This is a genomic window from Coleofasciculus sp. D1-CHI-01, from assembly GCF_040218875.1.
Taxonomy (GTDB): Bacteria; Cyanobacteriota; Cyanobacteriia; order Cyanobacteriales; family Coleofasciculaceae; genus Coleofasciculus.
On record NZ_JAVJQP010000091.1, the window covers coordinates 15,788 to 39,271 of the forward strand.

Below are 23,484 nucleotides of genomic sequence, written 5' to 3' on the forward strand. Positions count from 1 at the left end.
GAATCTCAGGGGAACAGGCGATTCGTGATACTTGTAGGGGCGGGTTTGGGGACTTTCTGTTGGCTATTGATGGTAACATTTGTGCAAAACCCGCCCTTACTCAGTTTGCAGATGAACTACGAGACTTCGCTGCGCCCCCTGCACCTGGAGTCCCTCGGCTTCCCTGCATTTCCACTGAACCACCAGCGTGATCCGTTTATGGTAAGGTTATAATTAACTACAGCCCAATAAAAATCGGAATTGAAGCTTTTTGTCTGAATCGAATTTTTCACCGATCAATTCTACCAACGATATCGAGATCGACTTTGATCGCTTAGAGGAAGTAAGCCTAGGTGAAGTGGAGTTAAAAGGTGAGCTGCTTGCCGCCTTGCTGGAGGTTATTCGCATTAACCTAGACGCGATTAAACAAGCTGAAGCTGTCAATGATTATCCAACTGTCGCCAAATGCGCCCATCAGCTCAAAGGAGCGGCGGCTAATGTGGGTGTTTCATCTCTCCAAGCGATCGCGACTGAATTGGAGCGTCAGGCAAAAGCCGAGTATTTCTCCAATGCTGCCGATCTGTTTATTGCACTCGAACGTCAGAGGTTAGGGGTAAAATCATATCTTTCCCACAAATTGCCCTAATATAGCATTGCGGTTAATCGGCTATGGCGAAAATTTTAGTGGTTGATGATGATTTGACGGTTCAGCTTGTGCTGAAAAATCTACTCACCAGTCAAGGTCACGAGGTCGCGATCGCCCCAAACGGAGAAGACGCCCTACTTCAGGTCAAATTGCTCTATCCCGATTTGATTATATGTGATTGGATTATGCCACGCTTAGATGGACTAGAAGTCTGTCGGCAAGTGAAAGCTGATCCAGAATTGGCAACCACGTTTATAATTTTGCTCACCATGCGCGATCAAATTACCGATCGCGTTCAAGGCTTAGATGCGGGTGCTGATGAATTTATCTCCAAACCCATTGATGTCGAAGAGTTATTGGCACGAGTCAGGGCGGGGCTGCGATCGCGCCAATTAACTCAACAGTTAAGTCAAGCCCTGCGACAGTTGCAACAAACTCAGGCACAATTAGTGCAAACGGAAAAAATGGCAAGCTTATGGCAGCTTGTCGCCGGATTAGCCCATGAACTCAACAACCCCGTTACATTTATCTACAGTAACCTCAGTTACGCTGAACGCTACACCCAAGACTTAATTGAACTCCTCAATCTCTACCAAGAAATCACACCCAACCCTCCCCCCGATGTTATTGACAAAATTGAAACCGTTGATCTGAACTTTCTCATTGACGATTTACCTAAAGTCTTATCATCAATGCGCCGAGGAACCCAACGCATCCAGAACATGGTTCTTTCTCTACAAGAGTTTTCCCGGCAAAACCGTTCTGGCTTGCAATCGGTTGATATTCATCAGGAACTTGACAACACATTATTAATGTTGCACTATCGCTTACAATCTTCAGAACTAAATATCGAGATCGTCAAAGACTACGGACACTTACCCTTAGTCGAATGTTATGCCTGTCAGTTAAATCAAGTGTTTCTGAATATTATGAACAACGCCATTGACGCCATCAGAGAAGAACCGCATACAATACCCGCTCGGATTATTCTCCGGACAGAACAATTAGAAAACGAGCGTGTTGTGATTCGCATTGCCAATAACGGGTCTCATATCCCCTCAGACATTAAAGCTCGCATATTTGATCCCTTTTTCACCACTAAACCCATTGGTATGGGTACTGGCTTAGGACTAGCCATTAGTTACCAAATTATTGTCGGACAGCATAAAGGCTCACTTCAATGTTTTTCAGAACCCGGTAAAGATACAGAATTTCGGATTGAGCTGCCTACCTCTATCAAAACCAAAACCGTATCCAATTAGGCAACAGACACGCATGTCATGTAACCTTTTGTATACCGATAGGGGCAACCCGTTTGCAAAAATTACAGCAGGTCGCGCTGGTCTATTTACAAATCAATTGGCTGAAGAACTGCTAAAAGCCCTATATAATCAGTATTTATCCCCCCTATTGCCTATTGCCCAGCGCGAAGCGCTGTAACAACTGTATAGCATGGCAGGAATACGTTAGGACATCAGTTGATCAAGGGAACAGGCAACAGTAAAGAATGTCCTCTCCCTGCCTTGGTACTCCCATATCCATTCAATTGGCTTGGAATACCCTTTACTCAAACCTCTGTGTCATCTTAGGCGAAGCCAGCTACTATTGTTAAATTACCATTTAATCAGCCTGAAGGTGTCATACCAGATCAAAGCGAAATCGGTAAGCATGTTTGATAATGCTTGACATTTTAGCAATTGTTGTGTATTGGCATAGAGACTTCCCTTAAACCCTGTAGGGTTACAACAGAAGTATTCACGCCAATTTTTAGATGAATTAAGGCATTAATCAGCAAAACTCATGTACCTTTGAGTTAACAACGAGAGCTTCGGGAGCATAGCAAAAGTGATGAGGAGATATAGGTTTAAGGGTTGTTTTCAGCCAATCGGCAAAACTATGCACCATTGGGGATATCTTGTCATTGGTTCAGTGGTGGGCAGCACCTTACTCAGTGTGGCAGCTAACATCGCTAGTCCTCAGGGTATTGCCCAAGCCCAAACCAACCCACCAGCCAATCAAAAAGGCTCACTAGGAGAATCACTCCTAAATAACATGCTGGGTGCGGATGCCCTGCGCCCCCAAAACTCTGCCCCAAATACAACTCAACCCGCACAAACAGCACCGACATCGACACCTAGTCGGGGCAGACAAATCGTTCAAGCCACAACCTTTCCAGATATTCAAGGCAATTGGGCGCAAGCCTTTATCGAAGGTCTAGCTTCACGGGGAATCATTCAGGGATTTCCGGATGGAACATTTCGACCGAACGCCCCCGTTACCCGCGCTCAGTTTGCGGCGATGATTCGTCAGGCGTTTGAGCAACCCTTGGAACGTCCAGCTACTCAGTTTTCGGATATCCCAGCTAACTTCTGGGCATTGGAAGCCATTCAAGAAGCCTATCGCATGGGATTTATGGAAGGATATCCCAATAATATTTTCCTTCCGGATCAAAATATCCCGCGTGTGCAAGTGCTAGTGGCATTAGTCAGTGGGTTGGATTTATCGGCTCCTGCTCAAACCACAGCTATATTAAATCAAACCTTTCAGGATGCTGCTCAAATTCCGGGCTGGGCGCAAAATAGCATCGCGGCAGCAACGGTAAACCAGATGGTGGTAAATTACCCGAATGTGGCATTCTTGAATCCGAATCAGACTGCCACTCGTGCCGATGTCGCTGCCTTTATTTACCAAGCATTAGTCAGCCAAAATCAATTACCCCAAATTCCGCCCACCACTGTGGCAAGTCGTTACATTGTGGGGTACGAACCCATTGCCCAAGAACCACCACCACCGACACCCGAACAACTTGCTGCTTTGCGACGGCAGTATCTCTTGCCAGCACCGCCTGTGGAAGAGCAATTGCGTCGGATTGTGCGCGGGGGTTCCAGTATTAATACTCCAACAGCCTTTGGCGCTCAAACGGGGAATATCTTCTTCGGTGCCACATATCAAGAGCAAGTGCGGTTTTTCAATGAAGACGATGGTGCCGTGGTAGTCGGTTTTGGCGTCGGTGATGCGAGGAGACTCGTTGCTCTAGAAACCGCTGTTTCAATTTATGACTTATTTGGCGATACCTTTGAAGATGGCGGAGTTAGTTTCAAACTTCACCGTTTAATTGGTGATGACCTCGCTGTGGCAGTTGGTGTAGAGAATGCCATTGTTTGGGGCAATACGGATGGTGACCAAAGTGTTTATGGCGTTGTCAGTAAAGTTTTCCGTTTGCGGGAAAATCCCAGTGATCCCTTTAGTCGCCTAACTGCTTCTGTTGGTCTCGGTGGAGGGCGTTTCCGCTCCGAAGATGATATTGAGGATAAAGAGGGTTCGACGAATGTCTTTGGTAGCGTTGGTCTGCAAGTTGTAGAACCTGTTACTTTAATCGCCGATTGGACGGGTCAAGATTTATATTTAGGCGCTTCAATTGTGCCGATTCAGGGTGTTCCTCTGGTAATTACCCCGGCTGTAGCTGATGTGACGGGTAATGCGGGCGATGAGCCTCGGTTCATTTTGGGGATTGGTTATGGGCTATCGTTCTAGAGAGGATAGATTGATTAACCTCTTATTGCTGGCGTAGGGGCATAGCAATGCGATGCCCATTACTCAAATCAGTTATATAAGGAGAAGACGAATGAAAAAGAGACATTTAGCATTTCAGTTAGGACTAGGTTTAGCTGTGGGAGTAGCAGGAATTTTATCGATGACAACATCGAGCCAAGCCAAGCCTGTCCTATCAGATGTTACGGGCAATATTATTACCACCAGTGACATTGCCGGCGGTGCTTATGCTCCCGGTGGAGGTGGTCAACTCGTTATCGGATATAGAACATCTGAGATACAAGAGGATGTGCAAGACGCCGCTTGTATCGTTAATGAACGACTTGCCCAACAGAATTTGCCCGGTGTGGGGAATGACACATCCCCCATTCCATCATCAGTCCAGGAAAACTTAGACCTTGTTTTGACTAGAACGGGCAACGTTAATGCAGGAGTAAATCAAATACAAAACGCCCTAGTGAATGCTGGGGCGAATCCGACCCTTGCTCAGAATCTAGCTACTAGCCTAACCCGATTGACCGCAGGTTGCACCGTTGAGCCTGATCAGTTTGCGACTGTCGTTGAAGCGTACAATGCTTTAATTAGTGCTAGTAGTTTCGAGTTTTTACGGGAACCGCCGGAAGAACTGCGGGCAATTCGTTCTGTTCTCGCTATTTTGTTAAATGCGGCGTTGGCTAGCAATTAGTTGCCATGGCGACTGGAAGTCGCAGCTACACAAACAAAGTCCGCCTGCGCGGACTATCGCTCTTCTGTAACTTTTGGAATTGGTATTAGTAGCGAGCAAGATGCTCGCCCACCAAGGAAGGAGTTCGTCATTATTGACATTAAAGTTTAAATGCCGAACAGCTTGTACCTAATTGGATTTAGTATTCTGAACCTCTAGGCATGTAGTCATCTTCATCTTCGTCCTCCAAGGGATCGATGGGTTTATAATCCACATAATCGCTGGCAGGGGGTTCTACCTCTTGCTCTGCCACAGATACCGTTGATTCTTGGGGAGGACGACGTTTTCTTCTAGGGGGGGATTCTATGTCGGGTTCGGGGTTGCGACTCGGTGGACGTGAAGGGCGAGGACGACGAGTGGGAGTCGGTCTATCATCCCAGTCATTATCTACATCAGCCTCCCATCTGTCCGCAGGCGGTCTTGACGAACGAGTCACAGGGCGGGGACGGCGTTGACGGGAGCGCTCTTCTGGGGGGAAGTCATCGGAGACGCTGCGACTTCTAGGACGGCGAACCTCGGCTTCGTACCTGTCGCTGCGGTTATAGCGCGAATCGGCGGTTCCCCGGAGGCGACGACCAATGTAGGGATCTTCGTCTTCCATCGGTTCGAGTTCGTCCAACTCAGCCACCTGGCGATAAACGTTACTCACGGGGCGTTCGTCATCGACAACTTTTGTATTGCGCTTGGCTTGTTCGGTGGTGATCCCTCGTAGACGCAGGGTTTCAACCGCAAAGAAAATGACAGAACCCGTCAACAGAAACTGACCAAACTGGAGAATCGGATCGAGTCGCCATCCCTGAAATACCAAAATAAAGCCGCACAAGAGTCCGACAGCGGCGAAGAATATGTCGTGATCTCGTGCTAACTCCGGACGTACCGATCGCAGGAAATAAAGCCCTGCTCCGGCAACTGCCAAGAAAATACCCAGAATACTGGCTGAGTTCAGCCCAAAATTTACCATTGCTGCTCTCCTAAGTCAGTCCTATGGTAGCGAGTTTTGCCCATAAATCTCTACTCTAACTTCCTATTCGGTGAATCTGTTCACCCAGTTGGGATTGTACGGCTTCGAGCCGGGTACAAGAAGGCATAGGGCAGGCGCTCCAAGGCTGCACTTGTTTATGGTATCTGCTTTTTCGCAAACTTGTTAACTGGCGGGTTATTTCAGCGCCCCTACATTAGCCCATTGTACGACCAAAAGCTAGCTAGATAGGGAAAACAGGGTAGCGACTGCTGAGCTACCCTGTTCCTTGACGGGGGGTTCCCAAACGACCGCTCAAGCTTAGGAGCGTTGGATCTTATCCTTCTGGCTGATAAAGATCAGAGCAACGGTGGCGGGAATCACCACAATTGCCCCACCCAAAACGAGACTCCAGAAAAAGTTGGCTAATGAGGGCGTCATAGAACTTTAATCCTTGTAACTAATGTTCATAATCATTTTAATACTCATTTTACCTTTTACCTTAACTGGCTTCCGACCCAGAGCTATTTTCTGCTTCAACCTAGACACTGGGCGCTATACCTAGGGTAAAACGGGTTGGATGGGTTGGACGCGATCGCTAAGGCTCTGACAAGTTATGCCCACAATATGAATTTTTGTTACAAATGTATAGCTTAGGTGAACGCCTTCGTGAAATAATCCTATTTCATTAATCCACATCAGGTCGGGGAACAGTTGAACTTCCCAGTTAAACAGTGTTTCTTGCTTAACTAAATATACAATCGTGGCAGCTAACGGTTATTGCCGTTGGTGTAACTCATTGAGGACAAGAATTTTTCTGTTTCTATGTCCGAATTTTAGCTGGATTTTGATTAGGTTTCAGTCTACCTGAGTTGTACAATTCAGGTGGTTATTTCGCATATAAATTCATCCCTAAATGGGGTTAAATAGATTTTTCTAAATCATTTGTACAACTCACGCCTGCTATTCATTGGATACCGCAAAGAGGTTGAAAGTTTTATGGAGTATAGGTTGCAGGCTTAAGTTTTGGATTTTAGGTATTAAATTTATTGGTACAAATCAAATAGACTGTTGAAAATAATAAAGAAATGACTTGTCAAAAATAAGGTCAGGGTGATATAAATTAAAAAAGGTTGAGGCAATGAGTATCAATGGAACATGAATGTCCGATATTTATAGTGGAGTTCACAGGTTAAAGCCTGAGCTATAGGGATAACTATGATTTCCTATGGCACGGTCATTCTATATCCAATTAATTTGATTAGTTTAGCTATTTTTAGGGCAACAGGACGAACTGATTTATGTCTGCTGTTTTGGCGATACCTGCATTGCCGGAGTTGATGGCGATGACCCAGGGTGAAAAGGATATTTGTATTGCCGTGTTGGATGGACCGGTTGACCGAACCCATCCCTGCTTTGCCGGCAAAACCCTGACGCGCTTGCCGTCTCTGGTGAATGAGGAGGCTCGCCCGGATGGCACTATGTCGGTTCACGGGACTCATGTTTCCAGTATTATTTTTGGTCAACCGGGGAGTTCGGTGACTGGGATTGCACCACAGTGCAAAGGGGTGATTGTTCCCATCTTTTCCGATAATCGCCGCCGTGTGTCACAGTTAGACCTGGCGCGGGGGATTGAGCGGGCAGTGAATGCTGGAGCGCAGGTCATTAATATTAGTGGGGGTCAACTCACGGATTTTGGGGAAGCCGATGGCTGGCTGGAGAATGCCGTGCGCTTATGTGAGCAGGAAAACGTCTTGCTGATTGCGGCAGCGGGTAACAATGGCTGTGAATGTCTCCATGTCCCCGCCGCCCTGCCCGCTGCCCTGGCGGTTGGCGCCATGGATGCCAACGGTCAGCCCTTGGACTTTAGTAACTGGGGTGACACCTATAAAACCCAGGGCATTCTTGCCCTCGGCAAAGATGTCTTGGGGGCAAAACCCGGTGGGGGAACTCAGACGCTGAGTGGTACAAGCTTTGCCACGCCGATTGTGTCGGGGGTGGCGGCACTGCTGCTGAGTCTGCAACGGGAACGGGGGGAAACCCCTGACCCCCAACAAGTGCGTCAAGTGTTGTTGCAGAGTGCATTACCCTGTGACTTTGACCTGCCCGCTGATGCCCAGCGGTGTCTGGCGGGCAAACTCAACATATCTGGAGCTGTAACGTTACTAACAGGAGGAACTATGCCAGAGGAACTTGCATCAGCCGTTGATGCAGCCACCGTTGATGAAGCAGGCGTGGAAGGCGCAGGTTGCGGGTGTGGGGGAGGATTGACGAGTGGGACGGAAGCCCAAAGCCCTGAGTCCGCCCCGTCTGCACCCCCAGGGGCAATGCCCACAAACACTCCTAACCTGCAAGACCTGATGAATTCTGTACCCCAACAACCTGCTATGCCCAATCTTACTGCCAATTCCGTCACCGCCAGCGAAGCCCCCAGCGAGATCCCCTCTATGGGTGAAATCGTCTATGTTTTGGGAACTCTGGGCTATGACTTCGGCACAGAAGCCCGTCGGGACTCGTTTAAGCAACTGATGCCGCCCTTTGACTTTCAGGGGACGATGGTACCGGCTAACCCCTACGATGCCCGCCAGATGGTGGACTACTTGGCGACTAATATGTCAGAAGCGCGATCGCTGATTTGGACGCTTAATATTGAACTGACTCCAGTTTATGCGATCGCACCCACGGGTCCCTTTGCGGTGGAGGCTTACCGTGCTCTCCACGAACTCCTAGGAGGTCAAATCCAAGCTGAAAATGATGCTGAATATGTTGAGCGCGTCAGTATTCCGGGTATTTTAACCAAGCGCACGGTTAAGCTCTTCTCCGGTCAAGTTGTCCCCGTGATTGAACCCCTGGGAACCCGGGGCATCTACGGCTGGAAGGTGAACAACTTGGTGAGTGCGGCGATGGACGCCGTACAAGCGGAGGCTGGGAGTGCTGATGAAGGTCGTATCCGTCAGACGTTGGATGGCTTCCTCAACCGGATTTACTACGACCTCCGCAACTTGGGCACCACCTCCCAAGACCGCGCCCTTAATTTCTCGGTCACCAATGCCTTCCAAGCGGCGCAAACCTTTAGCCAAGCTGTGGCGGTGGGGATGGAACTTGATAGTATTACCGTTGAGAAAAGTCCCTTCTGTCGGATGGATAGCGACTGTTGGGATGTGAAGCTGAAGTTCTTTGACCCAGAAAATAATCGTCGTGCCAAGAAGATTTTCCGATTTACGATTGATGTGAGTGACCTGGTTCCGGTTACCTTGGGCGAAGTCCGGTCTTGGTCTTCCCCTTACTAAGGGACAGCCAATTTTGGGTGAGGGTTGGGCTTAGGGTACGGCAGTGCCGTGCCCCTACGATAAACGCCGAAGCAGTATACATTGCTGTTCACTCTATTCATTAATCCGGAGAATGCCAAACGATGCGACTTCCTATACTATCTCCCCCCGTTAAACGTCCCCATTTCATCCAGCCAGCACTATGCGTGGATGTGGAAAATGGTCGGCTCGAAGATTTGGTGCATATTCGTATGGATTTGCTCCATGGCGCTAACTATAATGATCCGTCCGCCTATGCCAACCGCAGTTTTAACCAAGTGATGCACTCAAGTGCTAGCCAGGGTTGGGGTGGCTTTGGCGGCATGGGAAGCTTCTTTTAATTCGGTCAATGGCTTGAGAAGTAAAGGTGACGTCAGTATCCCTATGAGTAATTCCGCTAGCACAATACCACTCGTTGATTTGGTGATCCTGATGGATACAAGTCCTTCGATGAAAGATGTTGCCAATGCCGTCAGTGATGCGGTGGCAGCCGCGATTGCCGCAGCCGAGACGAACTGTCCGGCGGATCTGCGGGTGGTTTGGCTAGGAATTGAAGGGCGATGGCGCGGGACGGCGTTTAAGCGAACACTGCGAACCTACCTCACAAAAGAATGTGGAGTGGCTGAGGCTCAACTGCGGATGCGCCAACAAATTTTGCGGCAGTTCTTGAGCAAATTATTTGTGGTAGCCAGACCCCTATTTATTATAAGGAGATTAACATGAGCAAGAAATCGAGCAGCCAAAACTCTGAAGATAAGGCGGCAGACGCCCCTCCAGCCAACCAGACGCCTCAGTCTGAACCCCAAAAGTCCTACGTGCCGACCTCGATGACTGGGCTACAAGACTACTCCTACTGGTGGAGCTACGCTAGGGAGCAGGCAAAAAAATCTGGGAGCAAATCCAAGTCTTTCCGTCGGGGTCGTATCTGGGCTTAACCGAATGGCACGCTCAGATGAGGCGGGTGGGCATTGCCCACCCTACGGGATATCTTCCGGAAAAACGGTAACATTCACGATACCAAATATCCCCTCTTTTGACAAAGGGCGGGTTTTGTTGAGAGCTTATCGGTCAATACCAAAATTAAACGGCTAAACCCGCCCCTACAATTGACTTTTTACTTATGGAATCCACTACACTGCCCCAAATTAAGCCCCACTTCCATGTGGAGATCATTGAGCCGAAGCAGGTGTATCTCCTGGGGGAACAGGGCAACCATGCCCTCACCGGACAACTCTACTGCCAGATTCTGCCCCTGTTAAATGGGCAGTACACCATCGAGCAGATTGTCCAAAAGCTGGATGGGGAAGTCCCGCCAGACTACATCGACTATGTGCTCAATCGTTTGGCAGAGAAGGGGTATCTAACTGAGGCGGCGCCGGAGCTATCCCCAGAGGTGGCGGCATTTTGGAGTGAGTTAGGGATTGCTCCGCCTGTGGCGGCACAGGGGCTACAGCAGTCGGTGACGCTGACAACCGTGGGTCAGGGGATTAGTGAGGTGACGGTGAGTGCTCTGAAAGCGGCTCTGGGGGAGGTAGGTATTGCTGTGGCACCTGCCACAGAGACGGATTCGCCAATTGCACTGAATGTTGTCTTAACGGATGACTATTTACAACCGGAACTAGGGGCGATTAACCAGCAGGCTTTAGAGCGTCAGCAACCTTGGTTACTGGTGAAGCCAGTGGGGAGTGTGCTGTGGTTGGGTCCAGTGTTTGTGCCGGGGCAGACGGGGTGTTGGCATTGTCTTGCTCATCGGATGCGGGGCAACCGGGAAGTGGAGTCCTCGGTGTTGCGGCAAAAACAGGCACAGCAGCAGCGTAATGGTCAAAATGGTCAGGGGATGCTGAGTTGCTTTCCCACAGCACGGGCGACGCTACCCTCAACTCGGCAAACTGGGTTACAGTTGGCGGCGACAGAGATTGCTAAGTGGGTGGTTAAGCACTATATCAATACCACGACATCGGAAACGGCATACTTCCCCACTCTAGAGGGTACGATTATCACGTTCAATCAGACGATTCTGGAGTTGAAACGTCATATCCTGATTAAGCGTCCCCAATGTTCCACCTGTGGTGACGCGGGACTCTTGCAACGGCGGGGGTTTGAGCCGCTGAATCTGGAGTCGCGTCCCAAGCAATTCACCAGCGATGGCGGTCATCGTGCGACTACCCCAGAACAGACGGTGCAGAGATACCAGCATCTAGTTAGTCCGGTGACGGGGGTAGTAACGGAACTGGTGCGGATTTCTGACCCAGCGAATCCCTTGGTGCATACCTACAAAGCGGGGCATAGCTTTGGTAGTACCACCTCCCTGCGGGGGCTGCGGAATACCTTAAAACACAAGAGTTCTGGTAAAGGCAAAACTGATAGCCAATCCCGGGCGAGTGGGTTGTGTGAGGCAGTGGAACGGTATTCGGGTATCTTTCAGGGGGATGAACCCCGGAAACGGGCTACCCTGGCGGAACTGGGAGACGTGGCATTTCATCCGGAGTCACTGCTGTACTTTAGCGACGCCCAATATGCTAACCGGGAGGAGTTAAATGCTCAGGGTTCAGCCGCCGCCTATCGCTGGATTCCTAATCGGTTTGATCCAAGTAAAGCGATTGACTGGACACCAGTTTGGTCGTTGACACAGCAGGGGCACAAGTATCTCCCTACTGCCTTTTGCTACTACCACTACCCCATGCCAGACGCCGAGCGTTTCTGTAAGGCGGATTCCAATGGGAATGCCACAGGTAACACCTTAGAAGAGGCAATTTTACAAGGGTTTCTGGAACTGGTGGAGCGGGACAGTGTGGCGCTGTGGTGGTACAACCAATTGAGCCGCCCTGGGGTAGATTTGAGCAGCTTTGATGAGCCGTATTTTATCCAGTTGCAGCAGTTTTACCAGAAACAGAACCGGGAAATCTGGGTGCTGGATTTGACGGCGGACATGGGAATTCCGGCATTTGCGGGGTTGTCCTATCGCACGGTGGGAACAGAGCGCATCGCGATTGGGTTTGGCGCCCACCTCGACCCGAAGATTGCCATTCTTCGCGCCCTGACTGAGGTGAATCAAATTGGGCTGGAACTGGACAAAATTCCTGATGATCAGCTTCAGGGTGAGTCGAAAGACTGGCTGCTAGGAGTGACTCGAACCAGTCATCCCTGTTTAGTCCCCGATGCATCCCAGCCCCTGAAGACTGCCCAGGATTACCCCAAACGCTGGAGTGATGACATCTATACCGATGTGATGACTTGTGTGGAGATTGCCCAAGGGGTAGGGCTAGAAACCCTGGTGCTAGACCAGACGCGACCGGATATCGGTTTGAATGTGGTCAAGGTGATTATACCGGGAATGCGAGGCTTATGGTTGCGGTTGGGTCCAGGGCGGCTCTATGACGTGCCTGTGAAGTTGGGGTGGCGAACGGTGCCCCTGGCTGAGGCACAGATGAACCCGATGAATATCCCGTTTTAAGACTTGTGTTTACACTGTAAGTTTTGATACCGATCAATATCATCATGGAACTCACCATCGACCTGCCTGAATCTGCCGTTGAACGCCTGTCTCGACTGGCAGAACTGATGAACCAACCGTTGTCAGATCTAGTGATTCAAAGCATCACCGGCAATTTACCCCCGGCGATTGAAACGGCTCCGGTTGAAGCTCGGAGTGAACTGTTAACCCTGCCAACTCTAAGCGTTGAAGCTCTGCGGCAAATTGCCCAAAGCCAGAGTCCTCTGGAGCAACAGGAACGCCATATCACCCTGCTAGAACGCCATCAGGAGGGCTTACTCTCAGAAGCAGAGCAACAGGAATTGCAGGAACTCTCCCAGGCAGCGGATCGATTCATGCTCAAAAAAGCTCATGCCTGTGCCATCTTACGGTGGCGAGGGCAGCCCATCCGCGATATGAGCATTCGTAGTGGGCGCTAAAGCGCCTCCAATCTTGCCCCATCACGCCGAATTTGGGTGGCTGAAAATTGGCACCCACCAGATATTTAAGAATTTGATTGGCAACTGATCATTCCCTTCAAACCAGGTGCCAACTAACAAGCTTCGCCGCAAGGTGGAAGGGGACTCACCCACCCTAACGGGTTAACAAAGTAAACAACAATATGAGGATTAGTCCAATGGACAAGAAAAACATTCTGCCCCAACAAGGCAAGCCCGTGTTCCGTACCACCACGGGTAAACTCCCCAGCCACTTGGCTGAACTCTCTGAGGAAGCTCTCAGTGGTGGGGCTGAAGCTTCTTCTAGTACTGTGTGCATCTGTGCCTATGATGGGGCTGAAGCTTCTTCTAGTACTGTGTGCATTTGTGCCTATGACGATGCCGAGTAATCTCATCTAGTCTTTTCTCGAAGCGTGGTATTTGCTCAAATTCCTTCGCCCGAGAAGGACATGATGGGATGTGGAGATGGGGTCAAAGATTCTCTAAACAGCCATCACAATTTGTCGGCAAGGTTGTTTTAGTTCTCTGCCACATCTCCATTTTTCGTTAGTTCAGTGGCAAGGTTTTCTCTCATTAAATTTGATTGAGATGGGGTTGACCTATAGCCATCTGAGCCAACTCTATACAACCCTATAACCCTAGTCAGAGAACAATTAATAACTATGAGTCTAATTAGTCCCCTTCAAAATGTTCAGTCCAAGGAGCAAAGACTCCGAGTGATTCGTGAACATTTAGAGGCTTTTGATGTAGAGCCGGTGTTTCCTCTTTCACTTTTTGAGCAAGCAGTTGTTAATTTGGACAGTTGTTCAGGAATTGAGCCATCTTGCAAGGTAGAAGGAAATACACTGTTTGCAAGTCGGTTTAATGCCTTGATAGAGAATTGGCCCCGGTCAATAGAACAGTCCTTGAAGTTTTTGGATGCTGTTGAATCTCGAGTAGGCATTTCCGTGGATCGTAAATTGTTAGAGCAATTTTTAGCAGTTCATCTTAATTCTAATAAAATTACAGCTAGTCTGTTCGGGATTGATCTACGTCCCAACTTTAAAGACTCTAGTCTTAAAATTCATATTCAGTTAGCAGGAGATCAAGATTGTGATGAGTTAATTATGACGGCACTGGCGCTTGATAAAGGGTCATATTCGCCCGAAGTAATGGAAGTGCTTCTCAAGGACTGCTTTATGATTGGATTTGATTTTTTTCTGAATGGATATAGTGTCTTGGAATTTTACACTTGCTGTAGTGGAAAAGAACCGCAGCCAATGGTGGGGAAACGAGGTCAATATCTCCGCCCTTATATAGAAAAAAAATTCTCCAAAAAAATCATTGGTTTAATGAATGAAGCCACAATGTTAATGGCTGGATTTTCTAAAGCAAATAGTGAGCCAGTTTTATATTTTGAATTTGAAAAACTAAAAGACATAAAAGAAAGCTTTTTATTTAACAGCTTAGGAGATAGAATTTATGGTTTTTGTAAAAATACTGAAGTGGATGGTTCTGTTAGCGTAGGTGTCACTGAAAAAGCGCTAGAAAAAAGCAAGTTAGAAGAATTTAGATTCTACTATCGTAAAAAATGTGTTTGAAAACTTGGGCTTAGTGACAGTGAACTTGATGATTTTACTTAGATGAGAAAAGATGATGTTTTTAGATCAATCATTACGACAGATAAACTTGCGAGAACGTCGTCTTCAGATTGTTCGTTCTCACTTAGACGCATTTGATGTGGAATCGGTTTTTCCTATCCCATTATTTGAAGAAGCGATTCTGGAAATCGAAGGGACTTGTGGTGTTGAACCTTCATGTAAGGTAGAGGGTAATCAACTCTGGGCGGGACGTTTTGAAGTTTGTAATGATATCGGTGTAGTTTGGCCACAATGTCTCAATTATACAGTTAAATTTTTAGATCAACTGGAAAGTCACTTGGGAGTTAAAATTAAGCGTCAGGCATTCGAGCAATTTTGTGCAATTCACTTTAACTCTCGTAAAATTGTCAACAACTCTATTGGTATTCATCTAGATAATAACATCAAAAACTCAAGTGTTAGTCTATATTTTCATCTCGATTTCGAGCAAGATCCTGAAGAGTTAGTGAGAACAGCAATGACTCTGACTCAAAAATTTTACCCAGAGGAGTTAACACAAATCCTCATTAGAGAAACGATTATGATTGGCTTTGAGCTTTTTTTTGATGGTCGTAGTGTTATTGAAATATGTGCTGGTGCGCCAGCAATATCTGGAAAATTAGGAACAAAAGGAAATTATCTTACCCCTTATATTGAAAAAAACTTTTCACAAAAAGTAAATGATCTATTTAGAAAGTCAAGGCTAATAATTTTAAGTTATTCTCAGGTTTATACAGAGCCGATCTTGTGGTTTTACTTTATAGACGATGATGCTAAAAAGCTATCTACATTATTTTACTTTAATGGTTTAGGGGAGAGAATCTGTGGCTTTATCAAAAATCAAGATTGTCTTGTAGATGCTGCTGTCACGGTTACGGAAAAAGAGTTAGAAAAAAGTCGCTTAGAAAATTTCTGTATTTTTTATACGCGAAGGGATAGCTGTCAAGCTTACCCCAGATCAGAGTGATAAACAGGTAAGAATAGGGGAATAGAATATTTAATACCCTTAAAAAGGGGAGAGTTAAAGTAATTTCTGACAAAAAATATACCTGTATAATCTTCTCTAACCCCCATTAAAAAGGGAGGGCTAATTTAAAAATATTGACTCACTTACCCAATCATCGTTTCCCATTATCCCTGACCATGAGCAATCACCCCTTCGCTGTTTCCCTGAATCCCGATATCCAAGTCACAAGCACTGAAGACCATTACACCCTGCAATCAGCAGAAACTGATCCGACGGCTTGGCTAACTTTTGCCACAACCCCCGGAATCAGTATGGTTCTTGATCATCTCAAAGCGGGCAACACCACCACCGAATCACTCATGCAAGGGTTAGCCGAACTCGATGGTGGGGCAGCGAGGGAACAGTTCGCCCTGATGTTAAAACAATTGGATGAGCGAGGTTGGTTGAGTTACGCCGTACCGCCCCTAGCCGTAGCGATTCCGATGGTGGATTCCGCCGAGTTGAATCCAAGCGAACCCTACTGGACAAAAACCCGTATCACCCTCTCCCGCTTTGCCTATCAGCATCCCTACGACGGCACAATGGTGCTGGAGTCCCCCCTGTCGAAGTTTCGGGTTAAGCTGCTCGACTGGCGGGCAAGTGCGATCCTAGCTCAACTTGCCCAACCCCAAACGTTAGGGGCACTGACGCCACCGCCCTACCTGGGACCCGAAACCGCCTATCAGTTCCTCAACCTGTTATGGGCTGCGGGGTTTCTGACGGCTGACCCGGAACCCCCCTCGCTTCAACTTTGGGACTTTCATAACCTGCTGTTTCATAGCCGCAGCCGATTGGGTCGCCATGACTACCCTGGATACAACAAGTGTATTGAGCAGTGGTCGGATTTCCCCCTTGTGAAGCCACCCATGAGCGACCAGATTGTGCCACTGCCACGTCCAAATTTGGGGGCGTTGATGTGTAATGATGCCACGCTCACGGAAGCAATCGAAGCACGGCAGTCTATTCGAGAATATGATGACAACCACCCGATCGCGATCGAGCAACTGAGTGAATTGCTTTATCGCACTGCTCGTATCAAAGACGTATTTGTATTTCCTGAAGAAGACGACTATGGTGATGTAAGCCATCGCCCTTACCCCGGCGGCGGTGCAATGTATGAGCTAGAGATTTACCCAGTGATTCGATGCTGCAGCGGCTTGGGTCAAGGACTATATCATTACGATCCACTAAATCACCATCTAGAAAAGATTGTTGAATCGAAGGATGACATTTTTGCTCTGGTCGGTTATGACGTTTCTCGTATGCGTTTTAGCCCACAAGTGCTATTGGTGATTACGGCACGGTTTGGTCGGCTATTTCGCGGTTATCGATCTGCCGGCTACGCACTGCTGCTTAAGCACGTCGGGGTGCTACAGCAAAACTTTTACTTGGTAGCAACCAATATGGGTCTGGCTCCCTGTGCGCTGGGGGTTGCGGATAACGATGATGCTTTTGGTCAGGTGGCGGCTCTCAACTATGTGGAAGAGTCGATTGTCGGAGAATTTGCAATTGGATCGCTGCCTAACCAAAATGTTGAAGCGAGTGGGCTGGAGTTAAGTGAGGTTGATGACTCAGAAGAGCTAACTGATGCAACGCTCTCGGCTAGTGAGACTGATTGGGATGGAGTTGAGGCTGAACCTGAGTCCGCTGTAGCAGAAATGTGGGCAAGTGAGGTTGAGCCTGCCGGGTTAGAGGCAGAAATTCAACCGACTCAGGCTGGGGAAATGTCGGAAAATACCTCAGCGCCAGTTGAGGAAACTGAGGCTGAAGCGGTTGAGTTGAACCCTTCAGAGAGTCCAACTGATACTCTGGACGCATCAAGTTATGCATCAGATTCTGCTGAATCTGGGTTAACCCCATCTCTATCTGAACCCACAGGACTAGAAGCTGGGGATAGCCAGGTGGAATCCGAGAGTGTGGAAAGTGAAATAGAGTCAGCGGCGGTTTCAGCCAGTGACATTGAGAGTTCTGCCACCCCAATACCATTGGCACTCCACCCCCATGACCTTGACGATCGCATCCCCGGACTCGCTGAACTTCACAACCAAACCTTGGGCGACCCCCGAATCACGATTGTAATTCTAGACGGCGACCCAGACTACACATTATCCTGTTTTGAAGGCGCCCAAGTCTCAAAAGTTTTCCCCTACTGGCATGAACCAGCCGATCCAATCAGCCCCCAAGATTATGCCACCCACCAAGCAATCAGGGACAAGGGGCTGAAGGGTACAGAAAAAGAAGATGCACTTAACGCTGCCTTCCCAGAAGATGTCAGGACGCGGGTTGAACTCAATGACCACGCCTGCCACATCACCAGTATCATCGTGGGGCAAGAGCATAGCCCTGTTTTTGGAATAGCTCCCCGCTGCCGGGTAATCAATATGCCCCACGATGCCCTAGCTCTGGGAAACTATGACGATGTGATATCTCCCCTTAATATTGCGCGTAGCTTTGAGTTAGCCTTAGAGTTGGGTGCAAATATTATCCACTGTGCTTTTTGTCGCCCCACCCAAACCAGTGAAGGGGAAGAGATTCTTGTTCAAGCGATTAAAAAATGTCTTGACAACAATATTTTGATTGTCTCGCCAGTAGGGAACAATTCAAACGAATGCTGGTGTCTGCCTGCTGTGCTGCCGGGAACTTTGGCAGTAGGAGCCGCAAAAGTCGATGGTACGCCGTGCCACTTTAGCAACTGGAGCGGCAACAATGGAGAAGAAGGTATCCTCGCTCCGGGTGAAGATATTCTAGGGGCGCAACCCTGCACCGAAAAACCCGTGCGCCAGACAGGAACCAGCGCGGCAGCTCCCGTAATGACGGGCATTTCCGCCCTACTGATGAGCCTACAACTGCAAGAAGGCAAACCCGTCGATGCCGAAGCCATCCGCATGGCACTGCTCAACACCGCCATTCCCTGCAACCCCGATGTTGTCGAAGAACCCGATCGCTGTCTACGCGGCTTTGTAAATATTCCTGGTGCGATGAAGCTGCTATTTGGACAACCTTCCATCACGATTTCCTTTGCTGGCGATCAAGTAACCCGCACCGAACGCCCTGGTTATGCCATGCCTACCGCCACCACCGCCCCAGCCAGCCTCGCCGCCGCGACAACAAACACAGCCGTGCAACCTGCCACCGCTGCCGCAGCAAGCCTCGAAATAGATACCACACCTCCCCCCCTCTCCGAGTCTGCCACCGTTGAAGCCAGCACCGCCCATTCCGGTCACGTATACGCCCTGGGCACCATCGGCTACGACTTTGGCGATGATGCCCGCCGCGATACATTCAAACAACTCATGGCACCTGCCGAAGTTGACGGTATCATCGTCCCACCAGATCCCTACGATCCGCGCCAAATGCTGGAACACCTAGATCGCTACCCCGACGAAGGGCGCTCCCTGATCTGGACACTTAACCTGGATCAAAACACCATCTATGTCTTAGAACCCAAAGGACCCTTTGCCGACGATATTTATGAAATGTTCCTACAGATGTTAGCAGGGCAATTGGAACCAGAAACCAGCGATGACTTTGTGGAGCGGATCAGTGTACCTGCTCGCCGCACCACCCGCACGGTGGAACTCTTTTCTGGGGAAGTTGTCCCTGTGGTCACCGTACATAACGTGCGCGGGATGTATGGCTGGACGGTTAACGCCCTCGTAAATGCTGCCCTAGTCGCGATTAGTAACCGATTTGACCCCGACCAAGACCCCCTAATCCGGGAAGCCCTAAGCGCCTTCCTGAATCGCGTCTACCACGACTTACGTAACCTCGGACAAACCTCACGCGATCGCGCCCTGAATTTCGCCGCCACCAACATCTTCCAATCCGCCTCCGTCTTTGCCGAAGCGATCGCCTCCGGGCGTCAACTGGACACGATTGAGGTGAAGAAAAGCCCCTACTGCCGAATTAACAGCGATTGCTGGGATGTACTACTCATCTTCTTTGACCCCGAAAACGGTCGGCGATCGCGTCGAGTCTTCCGGTTTACCCTAGATGTGGCGCTGAATATGCCCGTCACCATTGGTCGGATCAAACGCTGGTCAATACCGGGGAAAAAGAGATGAACCCATTGATAAGTTAGATCGAGCTGACGAATGACGAATGACGATCTTCACCGTTCACGTTAATTATGTCCACCTACTTAGCTCCCTCTAGAAGGGCGGGTTTAGTCAAGCTATCCGACATCAACAAAACGTTATCTGTAAAACCCGCCCCTACTCCCCCTCTTGCCACAACGCGATGATTGAAAACTATTCTTGGTTCAACTTTTCCTGTTGCGATCGCAATCCCACCAGAAAAGTTTATTGGGCTGGGGTTAAGTTATAATATCGGGCAAACCCAGTAGTAAATCTGTTTCTCAAAACTATTACGGTATCATTATAGTGAACATGATCGTTGGTACAACTCAAGCAGCCCAACTTTTAAATATCTCCACAGCTCGACTGAGAGCCCTGCTCCTGGCGGGTCGAGTCGAAGGTGCTTACAAGACGGGCAAGATGTGGTTAATGCCTCTATTTAACGGCAAACCCATAATTAAGCGAGGTACTAGAGGTCCTACTCCTCGTTGGCGCAATCCCCGAAAGCCGGCGAAAACGATTATTCACGTTAACTCACAAAGAATTCGCTCCAATAAAAATAAAAAGGACGACTTACGCCAGCCGGTGATTACGGTGAAGAAGTGGCGCGGCAAACAGGGGACTGGGGAACAAGACCAGGGAGACAAAACCAGCAATACGAATGTCTATGGTCATGAAGTGGAAATACCGGGAGGATGCCGTGTCATTTATCGTCCCGATAATCCCATCTGTGGTGCTCAGGTCTGGATTGAAACCCGTTACGACGTCAGGGTGATTTCTTGGCAAAAAGACGGCTCTGGCTGATTGATCCAAGTCCCCTATGAATAGGCGATCGCGTCGATGGGGTGATATCCAGTCCGGGACATAATAATAGAATGTAACTGGGTTTAAGCTCAATACGCCAAACTATGGGAATAGAATTTAACCATTTATATGTCACCCTCGACCCAGAAACCCTAGCATCAATCGCCCAATCTGAGTTCATTAGCCAAGAATTCTGCACAGTCTCCAGAGATACCGTAAAAACGGATACAGAACTTTGGTCGGGAATTTATCTTAGGGGAAACTATGCCTATCTTGAACTGTTTCCTCCAGGAGGTGCTGAAGGCTTGAAGGAAGGGTTTTCGGGTATTGGGTTCAATACTCAACAAGGCGGACAAATTGATACTGTAGCGGAAAAATTAAGAGCCTTAGGCGCAAAAGAAACGTTTTCTGATTTGCGAGTTCGTCAAACCGAATCTGGAACAGTCCCCTGGTTTGATTACTTAACCCTCAACCCATCCGAGAGAGAAGCCTTCGCTGCATGGTTAATGGAATTTCATCAGGATTATTTAAAGTACAAACACATCAAACTTACCCCTGAGGGTTGCTTTGACCGTGCGGCGTATCTGAAAACCTTGGATACTTCCGAAACCTCTTTATTTGAGGACATTTCAGAAATTCAGCTTGAATTGACTATATCGGAACACGAGGAACTCGCATTACTGCTTCAAGCCTTGGGCTATCACTCATCTGACGTAGGCGATATGACCACCTATCGTGCTGATGATTTTACGGTACAAGTATCCCAGAATAGTGCGCCAAGGTATCGAATCCGCCAAGTTGTTTGCACAATCAAAGACCAACCGCATCCGGAAAAAACCTTCACATTCGGGAACAATGCTCAGTTAACTGTCGGTAGAGAATTGGCAATTTGGCAGTTTGGATAACTCTTTCAAAAGGTGGAGAATTCAAAGCCTTTCTCTAACCCCCTTTCTTTATACCCCCCTGCTTTCAAAGGGGGGCAAGGGGGGATGGAGAGAGGTTTTCCAGCATGAACAGAAAGAATTACTTCCCAGCGACACAAAGCACTGGCGGGGAGTCTTCTGCCATAACTTGAGAGGCGTAGTGACTCGATTTAGCCACATAGACGCCTACTAAAACTACAGCAAACGCGAATCCGTTAAACAAACTTAAGTGTTCGGCAAACAGAACCCACGCCACCAACGCCGCTAGTACGGGATCAAGAAGCAGGAACACACCGACTAATCCAGAAGACAAGCGTTTGAGGCTATATGCCTGAAGTCCCTGACCGACAACTTGACAGACAATGGCTAAACCGATAACCGATAACCATCCTGAACGCGAAATCGGGAACAATATGTCTTCCGTTAACAGAACAACGGGAAACGTTACCACCGTTCCCACTAAACAGCACCACATAATAATGTTTGTGGCATCCCACTTGGCACGCAGTTTTTCAATCAGCATCAAGTTCGCAGCGGAAAACAGGGCAGATAACAAGGCGGCAATATCTCCGGCAAAATTATCGGTTGCCACTTGTAAATCACCAAGTCCTAGGGCGGTTGCTCCCACCATTGCCATCACCAAACCAATTAGGAATTGGCTGTCAAAACGCTGACCGAATATCAACCATACTCCCAGTGTCGTAAACAAGGGAGTCAGGTTGTGCAGGATGGTGGAATTAGCCACACCAGTTTGGGTAAGAGACCATGCCCAAAGTGCCAAACATCCCCAGAACATTACTCCCGCCGAGAGCAACATCAGCCAATCACGAATGGTATGCTCTGACTGAGGTTCAGAGGATTTTTCATCGTTGTGCGATCGCGCCTTATTCCACTGGTTAAACACCCATAAGACTAGAAAAGCAATCCAGAAGCGATTAAAGATAGTGGCAAATGGACCGAGTTCCCGTTCACTCAATCGGATAAATATAGCCGCCAGGGATAAAGCGACGATGGCGGTGAATATGGCAAACAGAGCCATCATCGTTGGACTAGGGTTGAGCTGAGATCGGGATAAGTGTAAGGGTTGAGTTTTCTGTATCATTTAAAGTTAAGAGAAAGTAACTTGATCGTTATAAGTCTGATAAAAATAATCGATAAATTTCCTTAATTATCCTTTATCCTAGAGCCAATTACACAGACATTTTTATCAATAGATTTTTTAACGAGGAGAATTTTCCTTGAGATTTTGGATTGTAGAAGCTTTTACTTTTTAGCTAACGCTACTAAGTATCTTAAGGTTTCAGAGCGACTTAAACGGCTATTATTTTGTATTTTGTTATTTAATTTAATATTTTTTCACATTACACCGTATTCCTTAAAATAGTTGAATTCCAAGAAAGACTACTCATTTCACCAAGTTGCTTCTGATATAGAACAGGCGTATTATTTTAATCAGAACCTGGGATCACCGTTAAAATTGAGGGGATATCTCGGCACAGTAAAGAAACGCCAGATGAACAGCAAAACTATCAGCTAACACAAGGCGCTGCCGTATGATGGGGTTTCCCTATGGTATTATTTATCAAATCAAATAAAAAATCAGAGAATTGTGGTGATAGCTGTAATGCATCTACAACGTAAACCGAATTACTGGACAGATAGAGATTTTTAAGGGAGTTACCGGACAATCTGGGTCTAAAGCCCCGCCCTTTTAGGGCAGCTTTAATAAACGTCCTGACGATGTATAAAACGCTTGTATAATGGTGTCAGGAGGTGATGCAAAGTGTTTAATCTAACCTACGAATTCAAACTTAAACCAACAAAAAACCAAGTAGCCATCTTTGAAGATTGGTTAGAGCAAAACCGCCGTGTATACAACTATGCGCTAGTAGAGCGGAGAGATTGGTTTAGATCCCGTAGCTGTCAAATTAACGCTTGCTCACTCCGATCTGAATACAT

At 48.0% G+C, this 23,484-nt stretch carries 20 protein-coding genes; 17 read left to right on the top strand and 3 right to left on the bottom strand.

Annotated elements, in window-relative coordinates; translation table 11 throughout:
• The first annotated feature begins 250 nt into the window (after positions 1-250).
• From RIB93_RS16600 to RIB93_RS16615, 4 genes are all read left to right on the top strand, one after another.
• Positions 251-625, top strand: coding sequence for an Hpt domain-containing protein (locus RIB93_RS16600; RefSeq protein WP_446373839.1), 375 nt, complete (start codon positions 251-253; stop codon positions 623-625).
• 23 nt (positions 626-648) lie between these two features.
• The gene (locus RIB93_RS16605; RefSeq protein ID WP_446373840.1) at positions 649-1,887 is read left to right on the top strand and encodes a sensor histidine kinase; all 1,239 of its coding nucleotides are present in this window, start codon (positions 649-651) and stop codon (positions 1,885-1,887) included.
• Between the two features lie 634 nt (positions 1,888-2,521).
• A complete protein-coding gene (locus tag RIB93_RS16610; protein WP_446373841.1) occupies positions 2,522-4,159 on the top strand; it encodes an S-layer homology domain-containing protein in 1,638 nt (545 codons plus the stop codon).
• A 91-nt stretch (positions 4,160-4,250) separates the two neighbouring features.
• A complete protein-coding gene (locus RIB93_RS16615) occupies positions 4,251-4,862 on the top strand; it encodes a hypothetical protein (protein ID WP_446373842.1) in 612 nt (203 codons plus the stop codon).
• Between the two features lie 178 nt (positions 4,863-5,040).
• On the opposite strand, the gene RIB93_RS16620 is transcribed toward RIB93_RS16615, so the two are convergent.
• Together RIB93_RS16620 and psbX are read right to left on the bottom strand one after the other, a co-directional pair.
• Positions 5,041-5,862, bottom strand: coding sequence for a Ycf66 family protein (locus tag RIB93_RS16620; protein ID WP_446373843.1), 822 nt, complete (start codon positions 5,860-5,862; stop codon positions 5,041-5,043).
• A gap of 318 nt (positions 5,863-6,180) precedes the next feature.
• On the bottom strand, positions 6,181-6,300 hold the full coding sequence (gene psbX / locus RIB93_RS16625; protein WP_446373844.1) for a photosystem II reaction center protein PsbX: 120 nt from the start codon (positions 6,298-6,300) through the stop codon (positions 6,181-6,183).
• 860 nt (positions 6,301-7,160) lie between these two features.
• Here psbX and RIB93_RS16630 point away from each other — a divergent pair.
• The 12 genes from RIB93_RS16630 (at position 7,161) to RIB93_RS16685 (ending at position 21,507) form a co-directional block, all read left to right on the top strand.
• Positions 7,161-9,149 carry a S8 family peptidase gene (locus tag RIB93_RS16630; protein ID WP_446373845.1) on the top strand — a complete coding sequence of 663 codons (1,989 nt, stop codon included), beginning with the start codon at positions 7,161-7,163 and terminating at the stop codon, positions 9,147-9,149.
• Positions 9,150-9,271: 122 nt separating this feature from the next.
• Positions 9,272-9,508 carry a cyanobactin biosynthesis system PatB/AcyB/McaB family protein gene (locus tag RIB93_RS16635; protein ID WP_446373846.1) on the top strand — a complete coding sequence of 79 codons (237 nt, stop codon included), beginning with the start codon at positions 9,272-9,274 and terminating at the stop codon, positions 9,506-9,508.
• 43 nt (positions 9,509-9,551) lie between these two features.
• Positions 9,552-9,890, top strand: coding sequence for a hypothetical protein (locus tag RIB93_RS16640; RefSeq protein ID WP_446373847.1), 339 nt, complete (start codon positions 9,552-9,554; stop codon positions 9,888-9,890).
• Positions 9,887-10,102, top strand: a complete 216-nt coding sequence (locus tag RIB93_RS16645) for a cyanobactin biosynthesis PatC/TenC/TruC family protein (RefSeq protein WP_446373848.1) — start codon at positions 9,887-9,889, stop codon at positions 10,100-10,102. The genes RIB93_RS16640 and RIB93_RS16645 overlap by 4 nt, the downstream gene beginning before the upstream one ends.
• A gap of 185 nt (positions 10,103-10,287) precedes the next feature.
• Positions 10,288-12,621 (top strand): TOMM precursor leader peptide-binding protein, encoded by a 2,334-nt coding sequence (locus RIB93_RS16650; RefSeq protein ID WP_446373849.1) that lies wholly within the window; start codon positions 10,288-10,290, stop codon positions 12,619-12,621.
• A gap of 44 nt (positions 12,622-12,665) precedes the next feature.
• Complete coding sequence (locus RIB93_RS16655) at positions 12,666-13,079, top strand: hypothetical protein (RefSeq protein ID WP_446373850.1); 414 nt, start codon at positions 12,666-12,668, stop codon at positions 13,077-13,079.
• Positions 13,080-13,261: 182 nt separating this feature from the next.
• Positions 13,262-13,486: a microcyclamide/patellamide family RiPP gene (locus tag RIB93_RS16660; RefSeq protein WP_446373851.1), complete on the top strand. Its 225-nt coding sequence runs from the start codon at positions 13,262-13,264 to the stop codon at positions 13,484-13,486.
• 273 nt (positions 13,487-13,759) lie between these two features.
• A complete protein-coding gene (locus RIB93_RS16665) occupies positions 13,760-14,677 on the top strand; it encodes a LynF/TruF/PatF family peptide O-prenyltransferase (RefSeq protein ID WP_446373852.1) in 918 nt (305 codons plus the stop codon).
• Positions 14,678-14,729: 52 nt separating this feature from the next.
• Positions 14,730-15,683, top strand: coding sequence for a LynF/TruF/PatF family peptide O-prenyltransferase (locus RIB93_RS16670; protein ID WP_446373853.1), 954 nt, complete (start codon positions 14,730-14,732; stop codon positions 15,681-15,683).
• A gap of 176 nt (positions 15,684-15,859) precedes the next feature.
• Positions 15,860-19,786, top strand: a complete 3,927-nt coding sequence (locus RIB93_RS16675; RefSeq protein WP_446373854.1) for a PatA/PatG family cyanobactin maturation protease — start codon at positions 15,860-15,862, stop codon at positions 19,784-19,786.
• A 324-nt stretch (positions 19,787-20,110) separates the two neighbouring features.
• Positions 20,111-20,602: a DNA-binding protein gene (locus tag RIB93_RS16680; protein ID WP_446373857.1), complete on the top strand. Its 492-nt coding sequence runs from the start codon at positions 20,111-20,113 to the stop codon at positions 20,600-20,602.
• Positions 20,603-20,706: 104 nt separating this feature from the next.
• Positions 20,707-21,507 (top strand): DUF5829 family protein, encoded by an 801-nt coding sequence (locus tag RIB93_RS16685; protein WP_446373855.1) that lies wholly within the window; start codon positions 20,707-20,709, stop codon positions 21,505-21,507.
• A gap of 118 nt (positions 21,508-21,625) precedes the next feature.
• On the opposite strand, the gene RIB93_RS16690 is transcribed toward RIB93_RS16685, so the two are convergent.
• Entirely contained in the window at positions 21,626-22,627 is a 1,002-nt protein-coding gene (locus RIB93_RS16690; protein WP_446373856.1) for a DMT family transporter, read from the bottom strand.
• Positions 22,628-23,308: 681 nt separating this feature from the next.
• On the opposite strand from RIB93_RS16690, the gene RIB93_RS16695 reads away from it, so the two are divergent.
• Positions 23,309-23,484 (top strand): helix-turn-helix domain-containing protein (locus RIB93_RS16695; RefSeq protein WP_446373858.1); only part of this gene is annotated, 176 nt, incomplete at its 3' end.